This window comes from Tardiphaga sp. 20_F10_N6_6, from assembly GCF_052076045.1.
GTDB classification, from domain to species: domain Bacteria; phylum Pseudomonadota; class Alphaproteobacteria; order Rhizobiales; family Xanthobacteraceae; genus Tardiphaga; species Tardiphaga robiniae.
Genome location: NZ_CP197239.1, coordinates 4,511,174 through 4,536,761 on the forward strand (window position 1 = coordinate 4,511,174; position 25,588 = coordinate 4,536,761).

The following is a 25,588-nucleotide window of genomic DNA, read 5'->3' on the forward strand; positions in this document are numbered from 1 at the left end:
GAGACCGATATGCTGCTCGATTCACAGTCCCAGAATTCTGACTCGTTTGCCGGTGTATTGTCTGACGCAAGTTCTACGACGGTCGCCCAGCTCCTGCTAGATGCACGGCAGGCGATTGGATCGGATGTCGGTGCGGCTCTTCGCTGCATCAGGCAGGCTGCATCGCTGCTCGAGGCGCCCTCCCAACCGTCGCCCGTCAGCCCCGCGAGGGGCGGCCTCGCACGCTGGCAGGCGGAGCGGATCAAGCGCCACATTGATTCAAATCTGGATGAGGCGATCCAAGTATCGGATCTCGCGAGTCTCGCTCGCCTGAGTTGCGGTTACTTCTCAAATGCGTTCAAGACCACCTTTGGCCAGTCTCCCCATGCCTATATCGTCTCCCGCCGTCTGACGCGTGCGATGGAGCTGATGACATCCACCAGCAAGTCACTCTGCGAGATCGCCATCGATTGTGGCTTCTCCGATCAGGCCCATATGTGCCGCCAGTTTCGCCGCGCGACCGGGGCCAGCCCCAACGTCTGGCGCCGCGACAACATGATGATGTCCGCACTCGCAACACAGCAGTGATGCTCCTCGGGGAGTATCCAGAAGCGGGCCACGGACGCTTGCATGATCGCCCCGCCTTTGACGAATAGTTCGCATCAATGCTCCACCCCAAAATATCTCGCTATCTCAACCACTATGAAAGGATCGCTCAAATGTCTGCGCGCAACACGATGATGAAATCGGCCCGGCGGTGGCTCTTAGTGCCCGCATCCGTGGCTTTCGTGATGTTGACCTCCATGGCGGAGAGCTCGGCGGCGTCCGACAAGGCCTATCGCTGGATCGGAGATCCCCGGCTCTCCACCGACATCAGCGCAGCCCGCCGTGTACAGCAGCGACGTGTCCATGCTCCCGCCCGCGTGACGGTTCCTTCCGTTGCTCCGCCGGTGCGGCCGATGGATTCCTATGCGAGTGCGCCGACAAGCTATGGCTACGGCATCGGCGACAACTCCCGAAACCAGACGTGGTGAAGCGAGGCGCCCAGCCAGGCCCGGTCGATCCTCGAAGCATGGTGGTCCGTGCACCCCGGGTTGCAGAAATGCCCGGTGGTCCCGCGGCCCTGAATGGATAGGTTCCTCCTCGAACATGGTTCAGCGACATTTCGGGGCCTTCCGACGAGCCTGAGACATCGCTGCATCGATGCAAGAGGAAGAATGACGATGTCGTCACAGGTTAAAGTCGCTGCGGTCCATGCTGCGCCGGTATTTCTCGATCGCGCGGCCACCACGGCGAAGGCGATTTCGATCATTCGCGAGGCTGCGGCCGCGGGTGCGCAGCTGATAGCATTTCCTGAAACTTATATCCCGGCGTTTCCGGTCTGGGCGGCACTATGGGCGCCAATCGAGAATCACGATCTGTTCGTGACGATGGCCGAACAGTCGGTCTCGATTACAGGTCCGGAAATGGCCGCCTTGCGCAACGAGGCGCGGGCGCTTGGCGTGACGGTTTCGATGGGCATCAGCGAAAGCTCGCCGGTCAGCGTCGGCCTGATCTGGAACAGCAATGTCCTGATCGGGCCCGACGGCAGTATTCTCAATCATCACCGCAAGCTGGTGCCGACGTTCTATGAGAAGCTGGTCTGGGCTGCCGGCGATGGCGCGGGCCTCCGTGTCGCCGATACGCCCGTGGGTCGTGTCGGCAATCTCATCTGTGGCGAGAACACCAATCCGCTGGCCCGCTATACACTGATGGCGCAGGCCGAGCAGATTCACATTTCGAGCTGGCCGCCGATGTGGCCGACGCGCCGCCCGAGCAGCGGCGGCAATTTCAACAATGTCGCAGCCAATCGCATTCGCGCCAGCGCGCATTCGTTCGAGGCCAAGGCCTTCGGCATCGTCACCGCCGGCTATATGGACAAGGCGATGCGCGACTTCCTGATAGCGCGGGATCCCGACGTGGTCGATGTGATCGATCGCACGCAGCGGGCCGCCAGCTTCTTCGTCGACCCGACCGGCGAAGTGCTCGGCGACATGCTGCAGGACGAGGAGGGCATCGCCTATGCCGAATTCGACCTGCGGCGCTGCATCGAGCCGAAGCAGTTCCACGACGTGGTCGGCTATTACAATCGTTTCGACGTGTTCGATCTGACCATCAATCGCAAGCGCCTCGTACCGGCAACCTTCGTCGACAAGATCGACGACGAAGGGGTCGCGTTTGAGCCGGCCGAACGCGCGGTTTAGCGCTTCGACTGGTTCAGAACCGCATGCGGCATCATCACATGGATGCCCTTGTCGAGATTGACCAGCTGGGTGACGCGGACATCGGCCGCAAGACTGCAGAGCATATAGGCATCGTCGGGCGTCAGCGTTGTGCGTGCGACGATCATGCTAACCATCCGGCGGAGCGCGATACGCGCGGCTTCGTCGAGATCGGGATCGAAGGCCATCGAGATGAGGTGATCCTTCGTCTCGGCATAAGGTGCCTCCAACTGCGTATTCTTGACGAGATCGATCTTGAATGTGCCGGTGAGGCCGGTCTCGACGGCGGTCACACAGACTTCGCCATCACCCTGCACGGCGTGACCGTCACCGCAGGAGAACAGGCCACCCTCGGCCCAGACAGGAAGATAGAGAACGCAGCCTGCGCCGAGCTCCCTGTTGTCGATATTGCCGCCAAAATGCGAGGGCATGGTCGTGCTGACCCGGCCAACCGCAGGTTTCGGCGCGGTACCCATCACACCGAAGAACGGTTGCGCCTTTAGCGTGATGCCCCATGGGGTCTTTACCGCGCCGCTGGCACGATCAAGTCCGATATGGACGCGGCGGAAATAGTCGAAGTCGTCGGGCAGCGTGCCCATGCCGGGCTTGAAGAGCGTGTAGCCCCAGTCATCCGCGAGCTGGACATCAAGGATCTCGACACGCAATGCGTCACCCGGTTGGGCGCCGCGCACGGCGATAGGCCCGGTGAGGATATGCGGCCCGAGTTCTGGCGTGACGGCATCCAGGATGGCGACAAGTTCGGGGCGGATGGTCATGCCCGCTTCTGTCGGGAGGTTCTCGCGCGTGCCGCTGACGCTTGTGATCGTGACCGTCTCGCCGGGATCGATGGCGGCGATCGGCTTCAGCGTGGCGTCGAAATAACCCCAATGAACGGTCGTCGGGCTCGGAAGCAGTGTCTGCGTCATGGAATGTCCTGTGTTCAGCCGCCGGCGGCAAAACTGTCGCTGCGCACGGCCCAGCCGGTGACGCGCGCCTCGATCAGCGAGAACACAATATACAAGCCGACGCCCAATGCAGCCAGAATGAACAGGCCGGCGAACACCAGCGGCACATCGAAGCTGGACGACGCGATCATCATCAGATTGCCGATGCCGCGATTGGAGGCCACGGTCTCCGAAATCACCGTGCCGACGAAAGCCAGCGTCGCAGCCACCTTCAGGGAGGCGAAGAAGTACGGCATGGTGCGCGGCAGGCCCACATTCCACAGAATTTCCAGCTTGGTCGCGCGCAGCGTCTTCATGACGTCCTGCAATTCGGGCTCTGTCGCCGCAAGGCCGGTGGCGACGTTCACGACGATCGGGAAGATGCACATGATCATCGCGGTGAGGATCGCCGGCACGGTGCCCGCGCCGAACCACAGTACGAAGATCGGCACCACCGCGACTTTCGGGATCGACGAGAATCCCACCAGCATCGGATAGGCGACGTCATAGGCCAGCTTCGACGAGCCGATCAGCATGCCCAAGAGAATGCCGATCGCGATGCCGAAGCCGAACCCAACCATGGTTGTGTACAGCGTCTGCAGCGCATGCGGCCAGATCGCGGGGAAGCGCGTCCAGAGCGTCGCAAGCACCTGGCTCGGCCGCGGCAGCACGATGTCCGAGACATGGAACATCAGGCACAACAATTCCCACAGTACGAAGAAGCCGATGATGCAGGCGGTGGACATGACCTGGCGGCGGACGCGTTCGCTCATGACACGATCTCCTGAACGGCGCGAGCCGCGACGATGCGCTGGCGCAGGCGCTGGGTCAGCGTGACGAAATCCGGCTCGAACGACACGTCGATGGTGCGCGGCCGCGCGAACGGCACCGCGCTGTCATCGACGATGCGGCCGGGCCGCGCCTGCATCACGCAGATGCGCGACGCCAGATAGGCGGCTTCCTTGAGGTCGTGGGTGACCAGCAGCACCGTCGGCCGCTTTTCGATCCAGAGATTTTGCATGATCTCCCACAATTCCTCGCGGGTGAACTGATCGAGCGCGCCGAACGGCTCGTCCAGCAGCAGCAGCGTGGGATCATGGATCAGCGCGCGGCACAGCGAGGCACGCTGCTGCATGCCGCCGGAGAGCTGCCAGGGAAACTTGTCGCCGAAGCCGCCGAGGCCGACCTGCGTCAGAGAGGCCTCGACGCGGTCGCGATATTCGTTCTTGCGCTTGGCGCTGAAGCTTTCCTTGAACGGCGGCACGATCTTCAGTGGCAGCATGACATTGTCGCGGATATTCAGCCACGGCAGCAGCGTGGGGTTCTGGAACGCCATGCCGATCCGTGCCGCGCCCGCGCCGATTTCGCGGCCGGCAACGAACACGTTGCCCTGGGTCGCATTCAGCGTGCCGGCCACCAGTTTCAGAATCGTCGACTTGCCGCAGCCGGACGGACCGACCAGGGCGACGAATTCGCCCTTGTCTATGCGTAGCGACGTCTCGGCCAGCGCGGTCACGGCGTTCTTCGCCGTGCCGAAGGTGACGAGCACCTTTTCGAGCTCGATCACATTGTCCACAGCGCGGGGCTTTGGGTGGGCGAGCGGTGCGTTCATCGGGTCAGGCTTTCTGCACGGAGGTGATCGCGGCCATGGTCGAGTCGGTGTTGGCCGGCATCGCCGGCGGCATCTGCTGGATCGCATGCACCGATTGCCCGGTGCCGCGGGCTTCCTCTTGCAAGATCCGGTCCTTCATCACGAAGCGGCCGCGCACGATGGTATGGATCGGCAGTGCCGAGGCCTTGCGGCCATGCCACGGCGAAATCTTCGCGCGCGACTGGATCATCGCGTCGTCGACGGTCCATTCGCGCTTGAGGTCGACGATGGCGATATCGGCATCGGACCCCACCGTCAGCGTACCCTTGCGTGGATACAGGCCCCAGATTTTGGCGGGGCTCTCGGCGCTCCAGCGCACGTAGTCGTTGATGGTGGCGCGGCCCTTGTTGATCTCGGTCAGCATCAGCGGCATCTGGGTCTCGACGCCGGGAAAGCCGCAGTCGACCGTCCAGATGTCCCGCCGGGTCTTCTCGTCCGGTGCATGTGGCGCATGGTCGGTGGCGATCATGTCGATCGTGCCATCCATCAGCGCGTTCCACAGCGGCTGCTGGTTGGGCTTCTCGCGCACCGGCGGATTGACGCGCACGACGCCGCCGAATTTTTCGTAATCGGTCTCCGACAGCAGCAGATACTGCGGGCAGGTCTCGCCGGTAATGTCGACGCCCCGCGCCTTGGCTTCGGCCAGCGGCTGCAATTCGGCAGCGGAGGAAATGTGCAGCACGTGGATGCGCGCACCGGTCCATTCGGCGAGGATCGCCGCGCGAGCGACGGCCTCGACGGCGACGACGGCGGGCCGTGCTGCCAGATGCGCGATCGGCTCGATGCGTCCGCTGGCACGCAGCCGCGCTTCGCGGCGCTCCATGATGGAATTGGTCTCGGCATGCAGCGAGATGCGCTTGCCGGTCGGGGCCACCACTTCGAAGGCTTCGAGCATCGCGCCGGTGGTCGGCGAGGGGATGCGGCCGAAAGTGTTGCCCATATAGAGCTTGAAGCCGATCACGCCGCCATCGATCAGCGCGTCGACATGTTCGATGCTGTCTTCGCCCAGCACCGCATAGAGCCCGTAGTCGACATAGGCTTTTGAGGAGGCGATCCTGTGCTTGTCGGCCAGTGCTTCCGCATTGTTGATGGTGGGCAGCGTGTTGGGCATGTCGAACACGGTGGTGACACCGCCAAAGGCCGCCGCGGCAGTGCCGCTGGCAAAGTCTTCCTTCTGCGGATAGCCGGGATCGCGGAAATGCACGTGCACGTCGATGGCGCCGGGCAGAATATGAAGGCCCGTGGCGTCGAGTATCTGCGTCGCCGGCGGCATCGCCTCCGGCGCGCCGATAGCGTGGATCACGCCGTCCTTGATGGCGATGCTGGCTTTGTAGCTTGCATCGGGCGATACGATGGTGCCGCCATTGATGACCAGATCGACCTTGTCGCTCATGTTAGCCCCCTCGCTCACAGCATGGCCCAACCGCCATCGACCGGCAGGTCGACGCCGGTAATCTGGCGCGAGACGTCGCTGGCCAGAAACAGACAGGCATTGGCGACGTCGGCATCGACGGTGACGCGGCGCAGCGCGTAGTCCATGGCGTGACGCTCGGCGGCTTCCTGTTCGGTGATGCCGAGCTTCAGCGCCATGTCGCGGCAGACCTTGTCGCGAAAGCGCGGGCCATCGACCATGCCAGGCGCCACGCAATTGACGTTGATGTTGTGCGGGCCGACCTCGAGCGCGAAGCTCTTGGTGATGCCGCGCAGACCCCATTTCGAGGCCGAGTAGGCCATCCGGCCGGCGCGGCCGCGCATGCCGAAGGTGCCGCCAACATTGACGATCTTGCCGTAGCGCTGATCGATCATGGTCGGCAACGCCGCGCGCATGGAGTGGAAGCAACCGTTCATGTTGAGCGTGACGATCTCGTCGAACTCCTCCGGCGTGGTCTGCACCCCCGTTTTGCCGATCGGGCCGGAGCCGCCGGCGACATTGACAAGAATGTCGATGCGCCCGCCGAACGCCGCCTTGGTTTTCTCCGCCGCGGCCTCGCATTGCTCGGACTTCGTGAGATCGCAGGGAATGACGATCACCTCGCCGCCCTTGGCTTTCACCTCGGCGGCAACCGGCTCAATCGCCGAGGTATCGCGGCCCAGCAGCGCCAGTTTGCAGCCTTGTTCGGCAAAGGCGAGGGTGATGGAGGCGCCCATACCCTTGGCGGGGCCGGTGATCATGGCGACGCGGTTTTCGAGGGAGAGTTTCATGGTGTTATCTTTCTTGGGTCGTTTGCTCTGGCCCCTCCACGTCATTGCAAGGAGCGAAGGCGACGCGGCAATCCAGAAGCCACGAGCGGAAGAAGACTGGATTGTTTCGCCCAACGAATTGGCTTCGCCAATTCGCCAGGGCTCGCAATGACGGTTGAGAGGCGATGATGCTGAGGGGCCGGTTCGTCGTTACATCGCGGCCTTGATGGCCGTTGGGCGATCGGCCAGCGGCGGCATGAAGCTGCGGTCGAATACGTCGCCGACCTTCGGCGTGCGTGGCAGCTCCTTGGCGCCGACGAGGATATCGATCGCCTTGCTCATGCGTGCGTCGTTGATGTCGCCATGGCCGATCTTTGAAATTTCCGGCGAAGTCATTTCGTCGGACAGCGTGGCTTCCAGGCGCGCGCGTTCGATCTCCGGCTTGATCAGCGGTTCGCGCTTCTGCACGGCCTCGATGGCGGCTTTCGGATCGGCCATGGCATCCTTGACGCCACGGTTGAGCGCCTTGAGGAAGCCTTTCACGGCGTCGGGGTTTTCCTTGGCAAACTTGCGCGAGACGATGATGGCGTTGGAATACAGATCCATGCCGTAGTCGCCGAACTTGATGAAGCGAATCTCTTTTTTAGGATCGATGCCGATCAGCCTGGCGCTGAAGCGGATGGTGGTGATGTAGCCGAACACGCCGTCGACCTGATCCTTCATCAGCATCTGTTCGCGCAGGTTCGGCTGCATGTTGGTAACCTCGACCTTGGTGCAGTCGATCTTGGTCGCCGCGCAGAGCGCCGGGAATAGCTTCAGCGCGCCGTCATTGGCCGCACCGCCCAGCTTTCGTCCGACGAAATCAGCGGGGGTCTTGATTGGGCTGTCGGCTTTCACGGCCACGGTGAAAGGCGGGCGGTTGTACATCTGGTAGACGCCGATCGGCGCTTCGTCCGGCTTCCTGGCGGCAAGTTCGATCAGCGCATTGATGTCGCCGAACCCCATGTCATAGGCCCCGTTGGCAACCTGCGGCACCGCCGCACCAGAGCCGTTACCCTGGTCGAAACTGACATCGAGGCCTTCCGCTTTGAAGTAGCCGCGATCCTGCGCCAGGAAGAACATGCCTTGCGGACCTTCATACTTCCAGTTCAGGACCATCTTGATCCTGGTGTCGGCCTGCGCGGCGACAAACGATCCGGCCGTCACGATCAGTGTCAGGGCAAGCGTCTGCAATCCACGAAATGCATGGCGTCCGGTCATCGGTGTGTTCCTGTTGAGAAGAGTGACACGATCGGCCGGTGGGGTGTTTCTGCCTGCGGCCGCCCTCAGGAGCAAAGTTAAACCCATCCGAGTGAACTTATCTGCTGCTATCTTTTTGCTTAAGCGGTGCAAAAAAGGCCTCACTTGGAGCTGTCCAGATAACGCGTTGTTCGGGCCGGCGCTTGCAGAACCGTGAGGCGGAGGTGCGTCAGCAGCATCCGCAAAAGCTTGCGGCAATCACGCCGTCGAGCGCAGCGAGGGCCCCAGCCAGGTTCTGGCCAGAGGGCATGCCGGCGCGCATCTGCGCCAGAATCTCCTGCCGCGCGGCCGTGAAGTCGATCCCGGTGACATGCCCATCGCGCACGATCGTGTGGCCTGCGACGATCACCTCCCGGATATGGCGCGCGGTTGCCCGCGAGAACAGCAGATTGATCGGGTCGAGATCGCTGCGCAGCGCGTCGTCGTTGAGGGCGTTCCAGTCCAGCAGCAGCATGTCCGCATCGGCGCAGTCCCGCAGGCCGCCGTCGCTGGCGATATTGGTGACGGCGAAACGGCCGTTGCTTACGCTCTCATGCAGCGCCCGGTGGCGGGTCACGACTTGATCGAAACCGCTGCCGGCATGGAGCAGATGTGACAATCGGAGCTCGCGCAGTGCATCGTTGTCGTCGTCGAATGCTTTGCCGTCGATGCCGAGGGCGATCCGGCATCCGGCGGTCCACATCCGGGTCATGGGAGCCAGACCCGAATGCAGATGCAGGTTGGAGCTGGTATTGACCGAAATGACGACGCCCCGTTCGGCCAGGAGTTCGAGTTCATCGGGCCGGGCCCAGACGCAATGTGCCAGCGTCAGCCGCGGGGACAGCAGACCGATCTCGTCCAGCATGCGGACTACGCCGCCAGGATAATTGGCGTCGCACCACTGGCGTTGATACTTGGTCTCGAGCAGATGCATGTGGACACGGCGGCCGGTGCGTGCCGAGGCGTCGGCGGTCACCTGCAACAGCGCGTCGCTGCACCACTGCACGCCATTGGGACCATATTGCACATCGAATGTCGGGCCATCGGCGGCGGAGACAATCTCGTCCACTAGCGTCATGTAATCGCGCGGTGACAGCGGCGGACGCGTGAAGCGCTGCGCGATCTCCGCCCGAACGTCCGGCGGCAGCGCTGCCAGCACAGGTTCCGAGGGACCGTAGACCAAAGGATTGCGATCTCTCATTGCCACGGCGAGGCCGGCGCGCACGCCGACATCGCGTGCCGCGCGCGATACCTCGGCCAGTTCGGTCGGCAGATCAGTGAAGCCCTGCACGCGGGTGTAATGGTTCATGACGATACCGGCACCGCCCAGCGCGCTGCTGGCGAACGCGACGCAGGCCGCTACATAGGGATCGACCGCAGGAAACAATGCGAGATAGTGGATCCAGGACTCCAGCGGCTTGGCGTCGGCGCCGATGGAGCTGGTGCGGACCGCGCGGCCGTGGTCGTGGGCATTGACCAAGGCGGGCAGCGCCATGATCGGCTCTGCTGCTTCAGTTGTCAGCGCGATCGACTGGATCTTGCCGTCGTGCAGCGCGATCACCTGTGCGCCGGGCATCGGCCCGTCCGGGCCAAGCGCATGAGCGCAGGTGATGCGACGCGGCGCGGCGGTGGAGCGAGCCGTTGTCATTACGGCGCGATGGTCGGGGGAATTCGGTCGGGCTTGGCCGGCAGGAACGTATTGTTGAACACGTCGTCGGGCCTCGGCGTGCGCGGCAGTTCGAACGAGGTGACGATGGTGGAGATCGCTGAAGTCAGGCGCTTCTGATCGAGCTCGCCGAGGCCCAGATCCCCGACCTCTGGCGTGTTGATGAAGTTGTTGTAAACGTAGGTCAGGCGCCGCTTCTCGATATCCTTCTTGATCAGCGGTTCCTCGGTGGCGAGCAGGTCGATGGCGGCGTCCGGTGCCTGGACGGTTTCCTTGATCGAGCGGTTAATGGCGCGCAGCAGACCTTTCACCGCCTCCGGATGTTCCTTCAGCAGCTTTTGCGACACCATTACGCCATTGGAATAGAGGTCGAGGCCGGCGTCAGAATAAAAATTCCAGCGGAAGTCCTTGTCGGGATCGACCTTGAGCGACACCAGGTTGAGATAGCTGGTGGCCGCGAACACCGCGATTGAATCCACCTGGCCCTGCAGCAGCATTTGTTCCTGCAAGGCCGGCGAAACCTGCAGAATGCTGATCTTGCTGTAATCGATACCGTTCTGCTTGGCGAGCAGCGGCAGTAGTTTCAGCGACGCACTGCCGGAAGGCGAGGCAAGCTTGGATCCCTCGAGATTCTTGAGAGTTTTGATCGGTCCATCCGCCTTGCTGAGCAGCGCGAACGGCGTCTTGTTATAGATCATGTAGACCATCACCGGTGCATCGTCCGGCTTGGTGGCGGCGTTCTGAATGATGGCGTTGATATCGCCGAAGCCGGCATCATAAGCGCCCGACATGATCCGCGTAACGGTCGCCGCCGAGCCTTCGCCCTGATCGATCGTCACGTCGAGATTTTCATCTTTGAAGTACCCTTTGGCCTTCGCCCAGTAGTACCACGCATGCAGACCCTGGATTTTCCAGTCGAGGGTAAACTTGATCTTGGTTGGCCCGGCAGCCTGGGCAAGAGTGAACGTTCCTGCGGCTACGCCCAAGGCTAATACGAGCGTCAGTAATCCACGAAGTGCCCGGCGTTCGGTCATCGATGCTTTCCTGTTGCGAAACGTGACATGATTGGTCGGTGGGCGACGTCGCTCTCGCGACTATCTTCCTGTGTGAATCAGGATAGACCTATTCGAGTGGTCACATCTGCTGCTATCTTTTCCAGTGACCGGTGTGAAAAAGGCATCACTTGAGAGGCGAGGGCAATGAGGCATCTGCGGTTGCTGACCCATGTGGTCGAAGTGGCCCGCACCGGCTCGATCCGCCGCGCCGCGGAACTGCTCAACTTGACGCCTTCCGCGATGAACCGGCGCATTCAGGACCTCGAAGCCGAAATCGGCACGCCTTTGTTCGAGCGCCGGCCACGGGGCGTGAAGCTGACTACTGCCGGCGAAATGTTCGTGCGCTACGCGCGCAGCCAGATTGCCGATGCCGACCGGATGAGATCGCAGGTCGAGGATCTCAGAGGTCTGCGGCGCGGTCCGATCCAGATCGCCTGCAGCCAGGCGCTGGCGCTGGATTTTCTGGCGCTGCGCGTCGCTGCGTTCCAGAAGAAGCATCCGAAAGTGGTGTTCGACCTCAAGGTGATGGATCACGAGCGCGCGCTGGCCGCGCTGGCGGCTTACGACGTCGATCTCGCTCTGGTGCATCGTCCGGCGATGTGGCCGTCACTGCGCGTCATCGCCAGCCTTCCCCAGCGTCTTGTGGTGATCACCCGCTCGGATCATCCGCTGGCAGCCAAGAAGATGCTGCGCCTCTCCGATTGTGTCGATTATCCCGCAGCCCTGCCGGATCGGACTTTGAGTGGCCGCCAGATTCTCGATGAGGTCACGACCCGGCGCGATCTGCGCCTCAACATGCTCGCGGAGTCAAACTCCTTCGAGATGCTGCGCGGGCTGGTGTTCCGCTGCAACATGATCTCTTTCCAGATCGAGATCGGAGCCCCCACCGGGAACCTCGGAATGGGGCTGGTCGGCCGCCCGATCGATACCCGCGATGTGCCCACCGCCGATCTGGTGCTGTGCCAGCTGCGCGGTCGCACGCTACCGGTAGCCGCGGCGACTTTCGCGGAAATCCTGATGAAGAGCCTGAGCGAGATGCGGGCAGGCACTTAGCTCTTTTGCGGTGCAAAATATCCTTCCTTGAGCGGGCCGGATGCCTTATTGGCAGGCCTCAATCCCTGTCTCGTGAGCCCGTAGTTCCCATGATCCGCCTCGACAATATCAGCAAGCAGAACGGTCATCAGATCGTCTTCATCGAAGCCGCCGGCGCGCTGCTGAAGGGTGAGAAGATCGGTCTGGTCGGGCCCAACGGTTCCGGCAAGACGACCCTGTTCCGCATGGTCACCGGCCGCGAACTGCCCGACGAGGGGCAAGTGGTGGTCGAGCGCGGCGTCACCATCGGCTATTTCAGCCAGGATGTCGGTGAAATGGCGGGCCATAGCGCCGTCGCCGAGGTGATGGAGGGCGCCGGCCCCGTCAGCGTGGTCGCGACCGAGCTGAAGGAACTGGAAACGGCCATGGCCGATCCGGACCAGGCCGACAATATGGACACAATCATCGAGCGCTACGGTGAGGTCCAGGCCCGCTTCGAGGAACTCGATGGTTACGCGCTGGAAGGTCGTGCCCGCGAAGTGCTCTCCGGTCTGTCGTTCACGCAGGAAATGATGGACGGCGACGTCGGCAAGCTGTCCGGCGGCTGGAAGATGCGCGTCGCGCTGGCACGTATTCTGTTGATGCGCCCCGATGTGATGCTGCTCGACGAACCCTCGAACCATCTCGATCTCGAAAGCCTGATCTGGCTCGAAGGGTTCCTGAAGGGCTACGAGGGCGCGCTACTCATGACCTCGCATGACCGCGAATTCATGAACCGCATCGTCACCAAGATCATGGAGATCGATGCGGGCTCGCTGACGTCCTATTCCGGCGATTACGAATTCTACGAAGCGCAGCGCGCCATGAACGAGAAGCAGCAGCAGGCGCAGTTCGAGCGCCAGCAGGCGATGCTGGCCAAGGAGATCAAGTTCATCGAGCGTTTCAAGGCCCGCGCCTCGCATGCCGCGCAGGTGCAGAGCCGCGTCAAGAAGCTCGACAAGATCGAGCGCGTCGAGCCGCCGAAACGCCGCGAGGTCGTGTCGTTCGATTTCCTGCCGGCGCCGCGCTCGGGCGAAGACGTCGTCAGCCTGAAGAACATCCACAAGGCCTATGGCAGCCGCACCATCTATGAAGGGCTGGACTTCTCGGTGCGTCGCAAGGAACGCTGGGCCGTCATGGGTATCAACGGCGCCGGCAAGTCGACGCTGTTGAAGCTGGTCACCGGTTCGACCGAACCGGACAACGGCAACGTCACCATCGGCGGCAGCGTCAAGCTCGGTTACTTCGCGCAGCACGCGATGGATCTGCTGGATGGCGAGCGCACGATCTTCCAGAATCTCGAAGACTCATTCCCGCAGGCCGGGCAGGGTACGCTGCGTGCGCTCGCCGGCTGCTTCGGCTTCTCCGGTGACGATGTCGAGAAGCGCTGCCGCGTGTTGTCAGGCGGCGAGAAGGCGCGTCTGGTGATGGCCAAGATGCTGTTCGATCCGCCGAATTTCCTGGTGCTTGACGAGCCGACCAACCATCTGGACATGGCCACCAAGGAAATGCTGATCAAGGCGCTCGGCGATTACGAAGGCACCATGCTGTTCGTGTCGCATGACCGCCACTTCCTCGCGGCGCTGTCGAACCGCGTGCTCGAACTGACCCCGGACGGCATCCAGCAATATGGCGGCGGCTATACTGAATATGTCGAACGTACCGGCCAGGAAGCGCCGGGTTTGCATCCGAATTAAGCGCGCCTGTTTCCTTCGCCCCGCACGCGGGAGAGGTTAAGCAAGTTCAGCCCGTCAGCGCGGACACCGAGACGCCGCGCTTCACCACGCTGCGCATCGCGAAGCTTGAATGCAGCCGCGCCACGCCGGGCATCCGCGAGAGGTGCTGCTTGTGGATGCGCTCATAGTCTTCCATGTCGCGCGCCTGCACATGGACGAGATAGTCGTCATTGCCCGACATCAGGTAGCACGACACGACATCCGGGCATTTGGCGATCTCGCGCTCGAAGGCGGACAGCGCATCCTCGCTCTGCTTGTCGAGCGTGATGTGGACGTGGACCGTCATCATGTAGCCGAGCTCGGATGCGTCGATCTCGGCGGCATAGCCTTTGATCACGCCCTTCTTTTCCAGGGCCGTGAGACGCCGGGTACAGGCGGTGGGTGACAGGCCGACTTTCTCTGCCAGTGCCATCTGGCTGATCCGGGCATCCCGGACAACCTCGCGAAGGATCTTCCGGTCGGTCGAATCGAGGTCGCTTGCCATGGTTCTCGCCAAAGTTTTGCAGGATTTCTCTACAGGGACGTAAATTTACGCCGATAATCACCATTTATGACCGTAGCAGCGGCCGGAATCGCCGTAAAGCGCCATGCGGAAGGTGAGATACTGCCGTTGCGATCATTCGTGGCGGGGGATGTGATGCTGGCACCTTGGACAGGCGGAACGGGCACGCGGCATGCGAGCGCGGTGTTGACCATCGACCTTGAAGCTATCTCACGCAATTACCGGCTATTGGCCGAGCGGGTCGGCCCTGGCGTCACCTGTTCCGGCGTGGTCAAGGCCGATGCCTATGGCCTCGGCGCCGATCGCGTCGCGCCGGCACTCTATCGGGCCGGCTGCCGCGCCTTCTTCGTCGCGCATCTCGACGAGGGGGTGGACCTGCAGACGCATCTGCCCGACGACGTTGCGATCTATGTGCTCAACGGTCTGCCCTCAGGCGGCGAACGCGACTGCGCCGAAGCCGGCATCATCCCGGTGCTCAATTCGCGCGAACAGCTTCAGGCTTGGTCCGATCAGGCGCGGCAACGCGGCCGGATTCTGCCAGCGGCCGTTCAGGTCGATAGCGGCATGTCGCGGTTGGGGATGTCGCCACGCGAAATCGCCGACCTCGCCGGCAAGGACACCTCAGTTCTCGATATCCAGGTGGTGATGAGTCATCTCGCTTGCGCCGATACGCCGGAGCATCCGGCCAATGCGCATCAGCTTGCGGCGTTTCAGGCGCTTGCGAAGCGCTTTCCCGGCGCGCGAAAATCCTTCGCCAATTCCTCAGGCATTTTCCTTGGCCGCGAGTACCATCACGACCTCGTCCGCCCTGGTGCTGCGCTCTACGGTCTCAATCCCAATCCCGCGCAATGCAATCCGATGCTGCCGGTGCTGCGGCTCACCGCGCAGGTGATCCAGACGCGCGAGGTCGCAGCCGATGCCCATGTCGGCTATGGCTGGACTTTCCGGGCGACGAAGCCGACGCGGTTGGCGACATTGGCCATTGGTTACGCCGACGGATTGCAGCGCGCCTTCGGCAATGGCGGCGCGGTCTATTTCCGCGGGCGGAGGCTGGCGGTTGCCGGGCGCGTCTCGATGGACTCGCTGACCGTCGATCTCGGCGATCTGCCGCCCGGCATGTTGGCACGGGGCTCGCAAGTGGAGATCATCGGTGGGCATCAGTCGCTCGATGCGCTGGCCGCAACCGCGGGCACGATTGGCTACGAAATGCTGACCTCGCTGGGTCAGCGCTATGAGAGAATTTACTCGGATGAGATCGATGTGCGGTGGACCGCCCGGTCTGGAGGCACGGTGCGATGAAGGTTCTGGTTCTTGGCGCGGGCGTGATCGGTGTCACCACGTCCTATTATCTGGCCAAGGCAGGCCACGAGGTGACGGTGATCGACCGGCAGCCCGGCGCCGCGCTGGAGACCTCGTTCGGCAATGCCGGCGAAGTCTCGCCCGGCTACGCCTCGCCCTGGGCCGGCCCCGGCGTGCCGAAGAAGGCGCTCGGCTGGATCATGGACAAATACGGTCCCCTGGTGGTGCGACCGCAGGCCGATCCGCATCAGTGGCGCTGGATGCTGCAGATGCTGCGCAACTGCTCCAGCGCGCGTTACGCGTTGAACAAGTCGCGCATGGTCGGCATTGCCGAATACAGCCGCGATTGCTTGCGTGCGCTGCGCGCGGAGACCGGCATCACCTATGACGATCGCAGCCAGGGCACGCTGCAACTGTTCCGCAAGCAGTCGCAGCTCGATGCGACCGGCGGCGATATCGATGTGCTCAAGCAATATGGCGTGCCGTATGAGGTACTCGATCGTGCCGGTTGCGTGAAATATGAACCGGGCCTCGCCGGCGTGCAGGATCTGTTCGTCGGTGGTTTGCGCCTGCCCGAGGACGAGACCGGCGATTGCCATCTGTTCACGCAGCGGCTGGAAAAGATCGCAGCCGGGCTCGGCGTCAAGTTCATCTACGAGACGACCATCAAGTCGGTGGATGTGACGGGTGGCCGCGTCGCGCAGGTGACGACCGACAAGGGTGTCTTCACCGCGGATAGTTACGTGATGGCGCTCGGCAGCTTCTCGCCGCTGTTGTTGCGCCCGCTTGGCATCGATGCGCCGGTCTATCCGGTAAAGGGCTATTCGCTCACGGTTCCGATCACCGACGAGAGCGTCGCGCCGCAGTCGACCATCATGGACGAAAGCTACAAAGTGGCAATCACACGCCTTGGTGACCGCATCCGCGTCGGCGGCACCGCCGAAGTCGGCAATTATCACCCGGTGCCGACTGCGCCGCGCAGGATGCCGCTCGACAAGTCGGTGACCGACCTGTTTCCGACCGCCGGCGATCTCTCGCGCTCGACCTTCTGGAGCGGCCTGCGCCCGATGACACCGGATGGTCCGCCCATCGTCGGCCCGACGCATCTGGGTAATCTGCATCTCAATACGGGCCATGGCACGCTCGGCTGGACCATGGCTTGCGGCACCGCCCGCGTGCTGTCCGACCAGATCTCCGGCAAGGCACCGGAGCTGGACGTGAAGGATCTGGCGATCAGCCGCTATAACTGAAGCAACGCTCTTTCTTAACCGCTCCCCGCGCAGGGCGGTGAGAGGGAGCTTACCTCAGCAGTCTCCGGCTTTCGCATTGCGACGGTTCTAGCCGCATGCGTGCCATGCTTCCGGCCGCGCCCATTTACATCCCCGTCATTTCCGTTTTCAGTTGCTGAAAACAATCGGGGGAAACATGAGCGGTCAAACTGCGTCGACGCATCGCGCGTCGGCTGACGCCATTGAGGCTGATTACATCATCGTCGGTGCCGGCTCCGCCGGTTGCGTGCTGGCCAATCGCCTCTCAGCCTCGGGCAAATATTCGGTGCTGCTGCTGGAAGCCGGGCCGAAGGATCGCAATATCTGGATTCACATTCCGCTCGGTTACGGCAAGCTGTTCAAGGAAAAGACCGTCAACTGGATGTACCAGACCGAGCCCGAACCGGGCCTCGATGGACGCTCGGTCTTCCAACCGCGAGGCAAGGTGCTCGGCGGCTCCAGCTCTATCAACGGTCTGCTCTATGTGCGCGGCCAGCATGAGGACTACGATCGCTGGCGCCAGCTCGGGAATACCGGCTGGGGCTATGACGACGTGCTGCCCTATTTCAAGAAGGCGGAAAATCAGACGCGTGGGCCGAGCGAGTATCACGGCGTTGGCGGCCCGCTGCCGGTGTCGGACTCGCGCTGCCCCGATCCGCTGTCGGAAGCTTTCATCGCTGCAGCTGCCGAGACGGGCATTCCGGTGAATAATGACTTCAACGGCGCGAGGCAGGAAGGCGCCGGCTGGTTCCAGACCACGACGAAGGGCGGCCGCCGCGCCTCGACAGCGCGGGCCTATCTGCGCCCGGCACAGAAGCAGGGCAAGGTCCGCGTCGAAACCGAAGCGCTGGCCCAGCGTATCCTGTTCGAAGGCAAGCGCGCGGTGGGCATCGAATTCAAGCAGCATGGCGTGGTGCGCAAGGCGCGCGCCCGCAAGGAAGTGCTGGTGTCGAGTGGCGCCTATAATTCACCGCAACTGCTGCAGCTCTCCGGCGTCGGTCCCGCCGATCTGCTCAAGGAACACGGCATCGAGGTCCTTCTTGATGCCCCCGGCGTCGGCAGTGATCTGCAGGATCACATGCAGGTCCGCATGGTGATGGAATGCCCGCAGAAGATCACGCTCAATGACTTCGTCAATCATCCCGTTCGCCGGGCGATGATGGGTCTGCAGTATGCCGCGTTCCGCACCGGTCCGCTGACCTATGCTGCCGGCACCACCGGGGCCTTCTTCAAGACCGATCCGCGCATGGCGTCTCCGGATATCCAGATCCACTTCCTGCCGTTCTCCACCGACAAGATGGGCGAGAAACTGCATCCGTTTTCCGGCTTCTCGGCGTCGGTCTGTCAGCTGCGCCCGGAAAGCCGCGGCTCGCTGCGCATCAAGAGCGCTGATCCCTCGGTGCCGCCGGCGATCCGCATCAACTATCTGGCGACCGAAACGGATCGTACGGCGAATGTCGAAGGCCTGAAAATCCTGCGTAAGATGCTGAACGCGCCGGCGATGAAGCCATTCGTGACCAAGGAGGTCGAGCCTGGTCCGGGCACGGTGACCGACGAGCAATGGCTCGCTTATTGCCGCCAGCGCGGCAGCACGGTCTATCATCCGACTTCGACGTGCCGGATGGGCAATGATGCGAAAGCGGTGGTCGATCAGCGCCTGCGCGTGCGTGGGCTGGAAGGTCTGCGCGTGATCGATGCATCGATCATGCCGGACCTGATGTCGGGTAACACCAACGCGCCGGTGATCATGATCGCCGAGAAGGCGTCGGATATGATCCTAGAGGATGCGCGGTAGCTCCAGTTGCGAGCTCCAGCGCTACAGTTCGTCGGACATCCGATAGGCGGCTGTCTGGCCGCGGAACTGGCCGGGCGTCATGTTGGTCGCCCGGCGGAAGGCGCGGGTAAAATTGGCTTGAGATGAAAAGCCCGCGGTATAGGCGACATCGACGATTGGTCGATACAGATCCGCCAGCATTTGTTTCGCCAGTGTCAGCCGCCGTTCGCTGACGAACTGATGCGGTGTGAGACCGGTTCGGACCTTGAACACCCGCGCGAAATGCGCCGGGCTGAGACAGGCCGTGCGGGCCATATCGGCGACCGCGAATTCGCGCGAGATGTTGGCGTCAACGAATTCGATTACCCGCGCCAGCCGCCGTTGATCCAATGGCTTGTCGGACGACGGTGGCCGCTTCAGCGGAATCGCGTTCGCCGCATATTTGTGAACGAGATGTGCGGACAATGCACTGCTGAGTGTTTCAATCAGCAGTCGGCCGGCGGAGGTCTCCGTATTCAGCTCCTGCAGGATCAGCTCGGCGACCTGTTCGATGAATGGATCATGATCGACGCTCTCATAGCGCAAGGTCATACGTGATGGATCGATTTCCAGATCCTGCAGAAGCGTGTCCTCAAAGGGCTGGCCGGGAAGATAGATGTGCAGGCAGTCCGCGACCGGTTCGGAGACGTTGATATATTCTTCGCGAATGCCGGCGGGGCAGAGCCAGATGGTGCCGCGATGGCCCGACGTCCGTTGCCGCATACCGCCGCCCTGACGCTCCACGACCGAGTTGCCGCGCAGGAACATGGCAATCTCGGTATCTCGTGGCAGCACCGAGGGTAGATCGCCGGCCCGATGGCTCCAGCGCTCCGCGAGCAGATGGGGCCAATTCCGGTCCTGAGACCCATCGATGAGATGTCCGGTGACATACTTTTCCGCGCCGTGGCCTGCAATCGTCATAGCCAACCCCCACTCGCTGAAATGATCGTCGCTTAACATTCAATTCCTGTGCCATGGGCGCGGGGCGGAACCCGCCGCGTGGTCAGCAGGATTTGCAAACAGAACAGCAGGCTCGGAAAAGCCAACAGCCCGTCAGCTCAGCATGCTCGGCATCGACCCAGATCGGTAGCCAGCGGAGGCCAGCTTGACCCAGATAACCGTAATTGGTGCATGCCCCCATGATTGCCCCGACACCTGCTCCATGATCACGACGGTCGAAGATGGCCGTGCCGTGTCCGTGCGGGGCAATCCGGATCACCCGTTCACGCAAGGTCGGCTCTGCGTGAAGGTCAACGATTATCAGGAGCGCGTCTATAGCGACCAGCGCATTCTCTATCCGATGCGGCGCTCGGGGCCGAAGGGCAGTGGCCAGTTTACGCGCATCTCATGGGGTGCCGCGCTGTCCGAGATCGCCGGCAAATGGAAGACGATCATCGCTGAGGACGGCGCCAAGGCGATCCTGCCGTGCAGCTATCTTGGCACCCAGGGCATCATCAACGGCCTCAATGTCGGCGATCCCCTGTTCAACAAGCTCGGCGCCACGGTGGCCGAACGTACGTTCTGCGATTCCGGCGCCTGTACTGCCTATCTGATGACGATAGGCCATACGCCGGGTACCGATCCGGAGAGCTTCGTCCATTCCAAATACATCATCCTCTGGGCCTGCAACACGCTCAGCACCAACTTGCATCACTGGCCTTATATCAAGCAGGCGATGAAGAACGGCGCCAAGCTTGTGGTCATCGATCCCGTGCGGACGCGGACCGCGCAGCAGGCGGACTGGCACATCGCTATAAGGCCGGGGACAGACGCGGCGCTGGCGCTGGGCCTCATCCACGTCATCACCACCGAGGGGCTGATCGATCGCGATTACGTCGACAACTATTCGATCGGCTATGACGAGCTGGCCGAACGTGCCGCGATTTACACGCCCGACTACGTGTCTGGAATCACCGGGATCGCGGCGGACGACATCCGCACGCTGGCGCGTGAATATGCCACCACGCCGCCCGCGGTAATCCGCATCGGCGTCGCCGTCGAGCGACATGCCGGCGGAGGCCAAACCGTGCGCGCGATCTCATGTCTGCCCGCGCTGATCGGTGCCTGGCGTCACGTCGGCGGCGGTCTGCTGCAGCTGCCGATCTGGGCGTTTCCGGTGAAATGGGACGTGCTGATGCGCCCGGACCTACAAGGAGAGGATCTGCGCATCGTGAATCTGTGGCAACTCGGCCCGGTGCTCACCGGCGAGCTTGGTTTCGATCCACCGATCAAGTCGCTGTGCGTCTACAATGCCAATCCGATGGCCATGGTCACAGAGCAGGGCAAGATCGAGGCTGGCCTGGCGCGTGAGGATCTGTTTACCGTCGTCAGCGAACACTTCATGACCGACACCGCGCGCTTTGCCGATATCGTGTTGCCGGCGACGACGCAGCTCGAACAGAAGGATCTAATGTTCTCGTGGGGGCATCTTTATCTGTCCTACAACAACCAGGCGATCGAACCCCTCGGCGAAGCCGTATCGAACACTGAGCTGTTTCGCAGGCTCGCCGCCGCCATGGGCATCGACGATCCGTCGTTCTTCCGCAGCGATGACGAGATGATTGCGGATTCGATGGACTGGACCAGTCCCGTGCTGGAAAACATCACCATCGAGCAATTGAAGCAAACCGGCTATGCGCGCTTGAAAGTCGAGGGATCCGATACTTACGCGCCACATCGCGAAGGCAATTTTTTCACGCCGTCAGGCAAATGCGAATTCAAATCCTCGATCGCCGCCGGCGGCAATTTCGTCGTGCCGCTGTTCCGGCAGGGCTATGGTGGCCAACAGTCCGGCGAGCCGGTCGATCCGTTGCCGTCCTATATTCCACCACGAGAATCGCCGCAGACCAATCCCGAGCTGGCGAAGAGATATCCGCTCAGCCTGATCTCGCCGAAGAGCCACGCATTCTTGAATTCCAATTTCGGCAATATGCCGAAGCAGCTCCATCATGCCGGCGAGCAGGCCGTACTACTGCATCCCGACGATGCTGCAGTACGTGGCATCGAAGCGGGCGCGCCGATCCGTGTCTATAACGATCGCGGCTCGTTCGAGGCGCTCGTCACCATCTCGGCGGATGTGAAGCCCGGCGTGGTGGTGGCACCGAGCGGCTATTGGCAACGCTCGACCCGCAAGAGTGCAACGGTGCATGCGCTGACTTCGCCGGCGATGGCCGATCTCGGACGTGCGCCGACCTTCTCCGACATCCTGGTGCAGGTATCGACGGCGTAAGAAGGCGGGCTATCCCGCCTTCTTCACCCACACCTTGTTGTCGTGAAACGCCGCGCCGCCATAGGGCGCGACGGCTTCGCCTGCTGTCAGCATATTGATGCCATGACCGCCGATATGCGCCTTGTTGGGGTGCACCGATTCCGCAATCAGCACGCCGCGCCGCAGGCCCTCGAAGATACGCGCGGTCAGGGTCGTCTCGCCGCGCGTGTTGCCGAGTGTCACGGCATCGCCATCGGCAATGCCGAGCCTCGCCGCGTCGACGGGGTGCATCATCACACTGGGTGCACCCTCGCGGGCCTGCGATGATGGCGTCTCGTTGAACGAGGTGTTGAGGAAGCTGCGCGACGGGCTCGTGGCCAGACGAAACGGATGCGCCTCATCGACCTGTTCGATCACCGCCCAGTGGTCGGGGAACGACGGCATCTCGTCCCACGCCCCCATCAGCCCGGCATTGGGCATCGGCACTGTCGACCAGTCCGCCTTGAAGTGGAACTTGCCGTCGGCATGGGCGAAACCGTCGAGATAATGCGAGGTGCGGAAATCCGGCTGGATGTCGCGCCATTTGTCGGCCTCCAGCCCTTCGATGCCACCGCGACCGCTGACTTGCAGCGTCTCGTCGATGATGTCGCGCGGATGCATGTCGAAAGCGCGGTGTTTCGCGCCGAGGCGGGTGGCGATGCCCTGCAGAACGTCGTGGTTCGAGCGGCATTCTTCCGGTGCGTCGATCAGCTTGGCACCGACCGAGATGTGCTGGTTGCCGCCGGCGTAATAGAGATCGTCGTGCTCCATGAACATGGTCGCCGGCAGCACGATATCGGCCATCATGGCGGTCTCGGTCATGAACTGCTCATGCACCGCGACGAACAGGTCTTCGCGGGCAAAGCCCTGCCGTACCAAGGCCTGTTCCGGCGCCACCGTCATCGGATTGGTGTTCTGGATCAGCATCGCCTTCACTGGCGGGCCGTTGTGCAAGGCTTCCGCGTCACCGGTCAGAATGCGGCCGATCTTCGACTGATCAAGACGCCGAACGCTCTCGTCGAGCACGTCGAGGCCCTCGATCAGCGTCTTGTCGAATTTCCAGATTGCGGCATTGTTGAAGAAAGCGCCGCCACCTTCATATTGCCAGGCGCCGGTAACGGTGGGCACGCACAGCGCTGCATGCATCTGCGCGGCTCCGTTGCGGCTGCGGGTGAAGCCGTAGCCGAGGCGGAAATAGCTGCGCTTGGTCTCGCCGACCAGGCGCGCGAAGGCTTCGATTTCCGCAGCGGGTACGCCGCAAATGTCTGACGCCCATTCCGGCGTTCGCGAAGCAAGATGCGCCTCGAACTCCGGCGAGGCATCGGTGTATTTGGCGAGATAGTCGCGATCAGCTAGGCCGTCGCGGAACAGCACATGCATGACGCCGGCGGCGAAGGCGCCGTCTGTACCTGGCCGCAGCAGGATCTTGATATCGGCCTGCTTCATGGTGTCGTTGTCGTAGATGTCGACAACCGCCAGCTTGGTGCCGCGTTCTTTCCGCGCGCGCGAGACGTGGGTCATCACATTGACCTGCGTCGAGACGGGGTTGGTACCCCAGATCACGATCAGGTCCGACTTCGCCATCTCGCGCGGATCGACGCCGGCGACCTTGCCGGTGCCGGCGGCAAAGCCGGCCCAGGCAATGGTTGCGCAGATCGTCGAGTAAAAGCGCGAATATTTCTTCACATTGGCGAGGCGGTTGATGCCGTCGCGCATCACCAGGCCCATGGTGCCGGCATAGTAATAGGGAAACACCGACTCCGCGCCAAAGTCGCGCTCGGCCTCGTTGAACCTCAAAGCGATCTCGTCGAGCGCCTCGTCCCAGCTGATGCGGGTGAAATGGCCGGAGCCCTTCGGGCCGGTGCGGCGCATCGGATACATCAGCCGTTCGGGATGATGGATGCGCTCGGCATAGCGCGCGACCTTCGCGCAGACCACGCCGGCGGTATAGCTTTGCTCCTTGGAGCCGCGGACCCGGCCGATGCTGTTCCCGCCGATCACCTCGATGTCGAGGGCGCAGGCGGAGGGGCAATCATGCGGGCAGGTGGAGTGCTTGATGTCGATCTTGGCTTGAACGTTCATGCAGCCAAGCTAGCCAAAAGTTTACTGGAGGAAAAGCCGCGGTTTTACGCATCCCGCCCGACAACCGGGCAGGCTTCCAGTCCGTAGTCCTCTCGGCTATTTGCCCAAGGCGTCGCGTTGGGCGATCAGCCGGTCCAGCTCCTCATTCTGCTGAGCCAGCCGATCCGCGGTGCGCTCCTCGTTGCTCTCGCCGGAAGCCGCGGTGGCCTGCTCGATCAACTGCCGGATATTGTCGCGAAGGATGGCGATGCGATCGTCGAGCTCGGCGGCTGATAGGGTGGAATCCATGGGGCGATACTCCTGACCCGCTACGGGCCCATACACAGCCTATAGCGCGCCAGAAGTGCTTTCTATTGAATAATCCGCAGACTAGCCTGCGCCAAGCACCGGGTAGTCGGTGTAGCCAGCCACATCGCCGCCGTAAAACGTCGCCCGGTTATAAGGCGTAAAGGGCGCCTTGCGCTTGATACGCTCCGGCAGATCCGGATTGGCGATGAACGGGCGGCCGAAGGCGATAATATCGACATTGCCGGAAGCGACGGCCTCCTCGGCGGAGGTGCCGTCGAAGCCGCCGGCCGTGACCAGCACGCCGCTCCACATCGGCCGGAACAGCTCATAGGCTTTAGGCACATTGTTATGAAACACTTCCGCGCGGCCGACGCCGCTGGTGCGCGGCTCGACGAAATGGAGGTAGGCGAGGCCGAGCTTGTCGAGCTCACGGACCACATAGCTGTAGAGCGGCATCGGATTGGTTTCGCCGGAGTCATTCGAGACACCATAAGGCGACAGGCGGACGGCGACACGATCCGTGCTCCAGGCGTCGATGACGGCATTGGTCACTTCGAGCAGCAGGCGAGCGCGGTTCTCGATTGAGCCACCATATTGGTCGGTACGCTGATTGCTGCGGGTCTGCAGAAATTGTTCGAGCAGATAGCCGTTGGCGCCGTGCACCTCGACGCCGTCGAAGCCGGCTTCCCTGGCGTTGCGCGTGGCCTGCCGGTAGGCGTCGATGATGCCGGGAATCTCGCTGGTCTCCAGGGCGCGGGGTGTTTCGTAAGATACCGTCTCGCCTGAAGCCGTCCGCGTGGTAGCGTCGATCGCAATGGCTGACGGTGCCACCGGAAGCCCACCGCCGGGCTGGAATGAGGAATGTGAGGCACGGCCCACATGCCAGAGCTGCAGGAAGATGATGCCGCCTTTGGCATGCACGGCGTCAGTGACCTGACGCCAGCCGGCGATCTGCTCCTTCGTATAGATGCCCGGTGTGTTCGGGTTGCCCTGGCCTTCCTGCATCACCTGCGAGGCCTCGGCGATGATCAGTCCGCCTTCGGTCGCACGCTGCGCGTAATATTCGGCGTTGAGGGTCCAGGCCGCGAGCGTTGTCTTCTCGGCCCGCATGCGCGTCAGCGGCGCCATCGCAACCCGGTGGCTGAGTTGATACGGGCCAACTTGCAGCGGCTGGAACAGGGAAGAAGAGGTCATCGGCGCTCCATTCAAAATATCAATCGGGCGATAGCCTTGGTGAACAGGTGTCGCGGCATTCGTATCGTTCAAT

Annotated in this window: 22 protein-coding genes; 9 read left to right on the plus strand and 13 right to left on the minus strand. The window is 62.5% G+C overall.

The features are described from left to right. Nucleotides 1–9: 9 nt before the first annotated feature. The 3 genes from AB7813_RS21700 (at nucleotide 10) to AB7813_RS21710 (ending at nucleotide 2,222) form a co-directional block, all read left to right on the plus strand. Nucleotides 10–567, plus strand: a complete 558-nt coding sequence (locus AB7813_RS21700; RefSeq protein WP_439065586.1) for a helix-turn-helix domain-containing protein — start codon at nucleotides 10–12, stop codon at nucleotides 565–567. A 131-nt stretch (nucleotides 568–698) separates the two neighbouring features. Continuing rightward, on the plus strand, nucleotides 699–1,013 hold the full coding sequence (locus AB7813_RS21705; protein ID WP_231078455.1) for a hypothetical protein: 315 nt from the start codon (nucleotides 699–701) through the stop codon (nucleotides 1,011–1,013). 189 nt (nucleotides 1,014–1,202) lie between these two features. Then, complete coding sequence (locus AB7813_RS21710) at nucleotides 1,203–2,222, plus strand: carbon-nitrogen hydrolase family protein (protein WP_439065588.1); 1,020 nt, start codon at nucleotides 1,203–1,205, stop codon at nucleotides 2,220–2,222. Here AB7813_RS21710 and AB7813_RS21715 read toward each other — a convergent pair. The 8 genes from AB7813_RS21715 to AB7813_RS21750 all read right to left on the minus strand — a co-directional run bounded on the left by AB7813_RS21715 (nucleotide 2,219) and on the right by AB7813_RS21750 (nucleotide 10,994). Continuing rightward, the gene (locus AB7813_RS21715) at nucleotides 2,219–3,166 is read right to left on the minus strand and encodes an acetamidase/formamidase family protein (protein ID WP_439065589.1); all 948 of its coding nucleotides are present in this window, start codon (nucleotides 3,164–3,166) and stop codon (nucleotides 2,219–2,221) included. The genes AB7813_RS21710 and AB7813_RS21715 overlap by 4 nt on opposite strands. Nucleotides 3,167–3,180: 14 nt before the next feature. Beyond that, nucleotides 3,181–3,957 carry an ABC transporter permease gene (locus AB7813_RS21720; RefSeq protein ID WP_068737726.1) on the minus strand — a complete coding sequence of 259 codons (777 nt, stop codon included), beginning with the start codon at nucleotides 3,955–3,957 and terminating at the stop codon, nucleotides 3,181–3,183. Then, complete coding sequence (locus tag AB7813_RS21725) at nucleotides 3,954–4,796, minus strand: ABC transporter ATP-binding protein (protein ID WP_439065590.1); 843 nt, start codon at nucleotides 4,794–4,796, stop codon at nucleotides 3,954–3,956. Before AB7813_RS21725 ends, AB7813_RS21720 begins: the two co-directional genes overlap by 4 nt. A gap of 4 nt (nucleotides 4,797–4,800) precedes the next feature. Beyond that, the gene (gene allB, locus AB7813_RS21730; RefSeq protein WP_439065591.1) at nucleotides 4,801–6,228 is read right to left on the minus strand and encodes an allantoinase AllB; all 1,428 of its coding nucleotides are present in this window, start codon (nucleotides 6,226–6,228) and stop codon (nucleotides 4,801–4,803) included. Nucleotides 6,229–6,242: 14 nt separating this feature from the next. Further along, nucleotides 6,243–7,037, minus strand: a complete 795-nt coding sequence (locus AB7813_RS21735) for an SDR family NAD(P)-dependent oxidoreductase (RefSeq protein WP_439065592.1) — start codon at nucleotides 7,035–7,037, stop codon at nucleotides 6,243–6,245. A gap of 189 nt (nucleotides 7,038–7,226) precedes the next feature. After that, nucleotides 7,227–8,276: an ABC transporter substrate-binding protein gene (locus tag AB7813_RS21740; protein ID WP_441228362.1), complete on the minus strand. Its 1,050-nt coding sequence runs from the start codon at nucleotides 8,274–8,276 to the stop codon at nucleotides 7,227–7,229. A 208-nt stretch (nucleotides 8,277–8,484) separates the two neighbouring features. Next, on the minus strand, nucleotides 8,485–9,942 hold the full coding sequence (locus AB7813_RS21745) for an amidohydrolase family protein (RefSeq protein WP_441228363.1): 1,458 nt from the start codon (nucleotides 9,940–9,942) through the stop codon (nucleotides 8,485–8,487). After that, nucleotides 9,942–10,994: an ABC transporter substrate-binding protein gene (locus AB7813_RS21750; protein ID WP_441228364.1), complete on the minus strand. Its 1,053-nt coding sequence runs from the start codon at nucleotides 10,992–10,994 to the stop codon at nucleotides 9,942–9,944. Before AB7813_RS21750 ends, AB7813_RS21745 begins: the two co-directional genes overlap by 1 nt. 165 nt (nucleotides 10,995–11,159) lie before the next feature. Here AB7813_RS21750 and AB7813_RS21755 point away from each other — a divergent pair, with 165 nt between their 5' ends. Both AB7813_RS21755 and AB7813_RS21760 read left to right on the plus strand, forming a co-directional pair. Beyond that, the gene (locus tag AB7813_RS21755; protein ID WP_089266676.1) at nucleotides 11,160–12,068 is read left to right on the plus strand and encodes a LysR family transcriptional regulator; all 909 of its coding nucleotides are present in this window, start codon (nucleotides 11,160–11,162) and stop codon (nucleotides 12,066–12,068) included. Between the two features lie 89 nt (nucleotides 12,069–12,157). Then, nucleotides 12,158–13,783 carry an ABC-F family ATP-binding cassette domain-containing protein gene (locus tag AB7813_RS21760; protein ID WP_441228365.1) on the plus strand — a complete coding sequence of 542 codons (1,626 nt, stop codon included), beginning with the start codon at nucleotides 12,158–12,160 and terminating at the stop codon, nucleotides 13,781–13,783. Between the two features lie 46 nt (nucleotides 13,784–13,829). Here AB7813_RS21760 and AB7813_RS21765 read toward each other — a convergent pair whose 3' ends face one another. Beyond that, nucleotides 13,830–14,306, minus strand: a complete 477-nt coding sequence (locus AB7813_RS21765; RefSeq protein WP_068737711.1) for an Lrp/AsnC family transcriptional regulator — start codon at nucleotides 14,304–14,306, stop codon at nucleotides 13,830–13,832. 153 nt (nucleotides 14,307–14,459) lie between these two features. Between AB7813_RS21765 and alr the strand changes: the two genes are divergently transcribed. The 3 genes from alr (at nucleotide 14,460) to AB7813_RS21780 (ending at nucleotide 18,686) form a co-directional block, all read left to right on the plus strand. After that, nucleotides 14,460–15,623, plus strand: a complete 1,164-nt coding sequence (gene alr / locus AB7813_RS21770; protein WP_441228366.1) for an alanine racemase — start codon at nucleotides 14,460–14,462, stop codon at nucleotides 15,621–15,623. Next, the gene (locus tag AB7813_RS21775; protein ID WP_441228367.1) at nucleotides 15,620–16,873 is read left to right on the plus strand and encodes a D-amino acid dehydrogenase; all 1,254 of its coding nucleotides are present in this window, start codon (nucleotides 15,620–15,622) and stop codon (nucleotides 16,871–16,873) included. The genes alr and AB7813_RS21775 overlap by 4 nt, the downstream gene beginning before the upstream one ends. A gap of 175 nt (nucleotides 16,874–17,048) precedes the next feature. Beyond that, a complete protein-coding gene (locus tag AB7813_RS21780) occupies nucleotides 17,049–18,686 on the plus strand; it encodes a GMC family oxidoreductase (protein ID WP_441228368.1) in 1,638 nt (545 codons plus the stop codon). Nucleotides 18,687–18,707: 21 nt separating this feature from the next. Here the strand turns inward: AB7813_RS21780 and AB7813_RS21785 are convergent, their stop codons facing one another. Further along, nucleotides 18,708–19,625: a helix-turn-helix domain-containing protein gene (locus AB7813_RS21785; RefSeq protein ID WP_441228369.1), complete on the minus strand. Its 918-nt coding sequence runs from the start codon at nucleotides 19,623–19,625 to the stop codon at nucleotides 18,708–18,710. A 184-nt stretch (nucleotides 19,626–19,809) separates the two neighbouring features. Between AB7813_RS21785 and AB7813_RS21790 the strand changes: the two genes are divergently transcribed. Then, nucleotides 19,810–21,933 (plus strand): molybdopterin-containing oxidoreductase family protein, encoded by a 2,124-nt coding sequence (locus AB7813_RS21790; RefSeq protein ID WP_441228370.1) that lies wholly within the window; start codon nucleotides 19,810–19,812, stop codon nucleotides 21,931–21,933. Nucleotides 21,934–21,942: 9 nt separating this feature from the next. Here the strand turns inward: AB7813_RS21790 and AB7813_RS21795 are convergent, their stop codons facing one another. The 3 genes from AB7813_RS21795 to AB7813_RS21805 all read right to left on the minus strand — a co-directional run bounded on the left by AB7813_RS21795 (nucleotide 21,943) and on the right by AB7813_RS21805 (nucleotide 25,515). Next, entirely contained in the window at nucleotides 21,943–24,033 is a 2,091-nt protein-coding gene (locus tag AB7813_RS21795; protein ID WP_441228371.1) for a molybdopterin-containing oxidoreductase family protein, read from the minus strand. A 96-nt stretch (nucleotides 24,034–24,129) separates the two neighbouring features. Further along, the gene (locus tag AB7813_RS21800; protein ID WP_081422070.1) at nucleotides 24,130–24,321 is read right to left on the minus strand and encodes a hypothetical protein; all 192 of its coding nucleotides are present in this window, start codon (nucleotides 24,319–24,321) and stop codon (nucleotides 24,130–24,132) included. Nucleotides 24,322–24,402: 81 nt separating this feature from the next. Next, nucleotides 24,403–25,515: an alkene reductase gene (locus AB7813_RS21805; RefSeq protein WP_439065601.1), complete on the minus strand. Its 1,113-nt coding sequence runs from the start codon at nucleotides 25,513–25,515 to the stop codon at nucleotides 24,403–24,405. Between the last annotated feature and the right edge of the window lie 73 nt (nucleotides 25,516–25,588).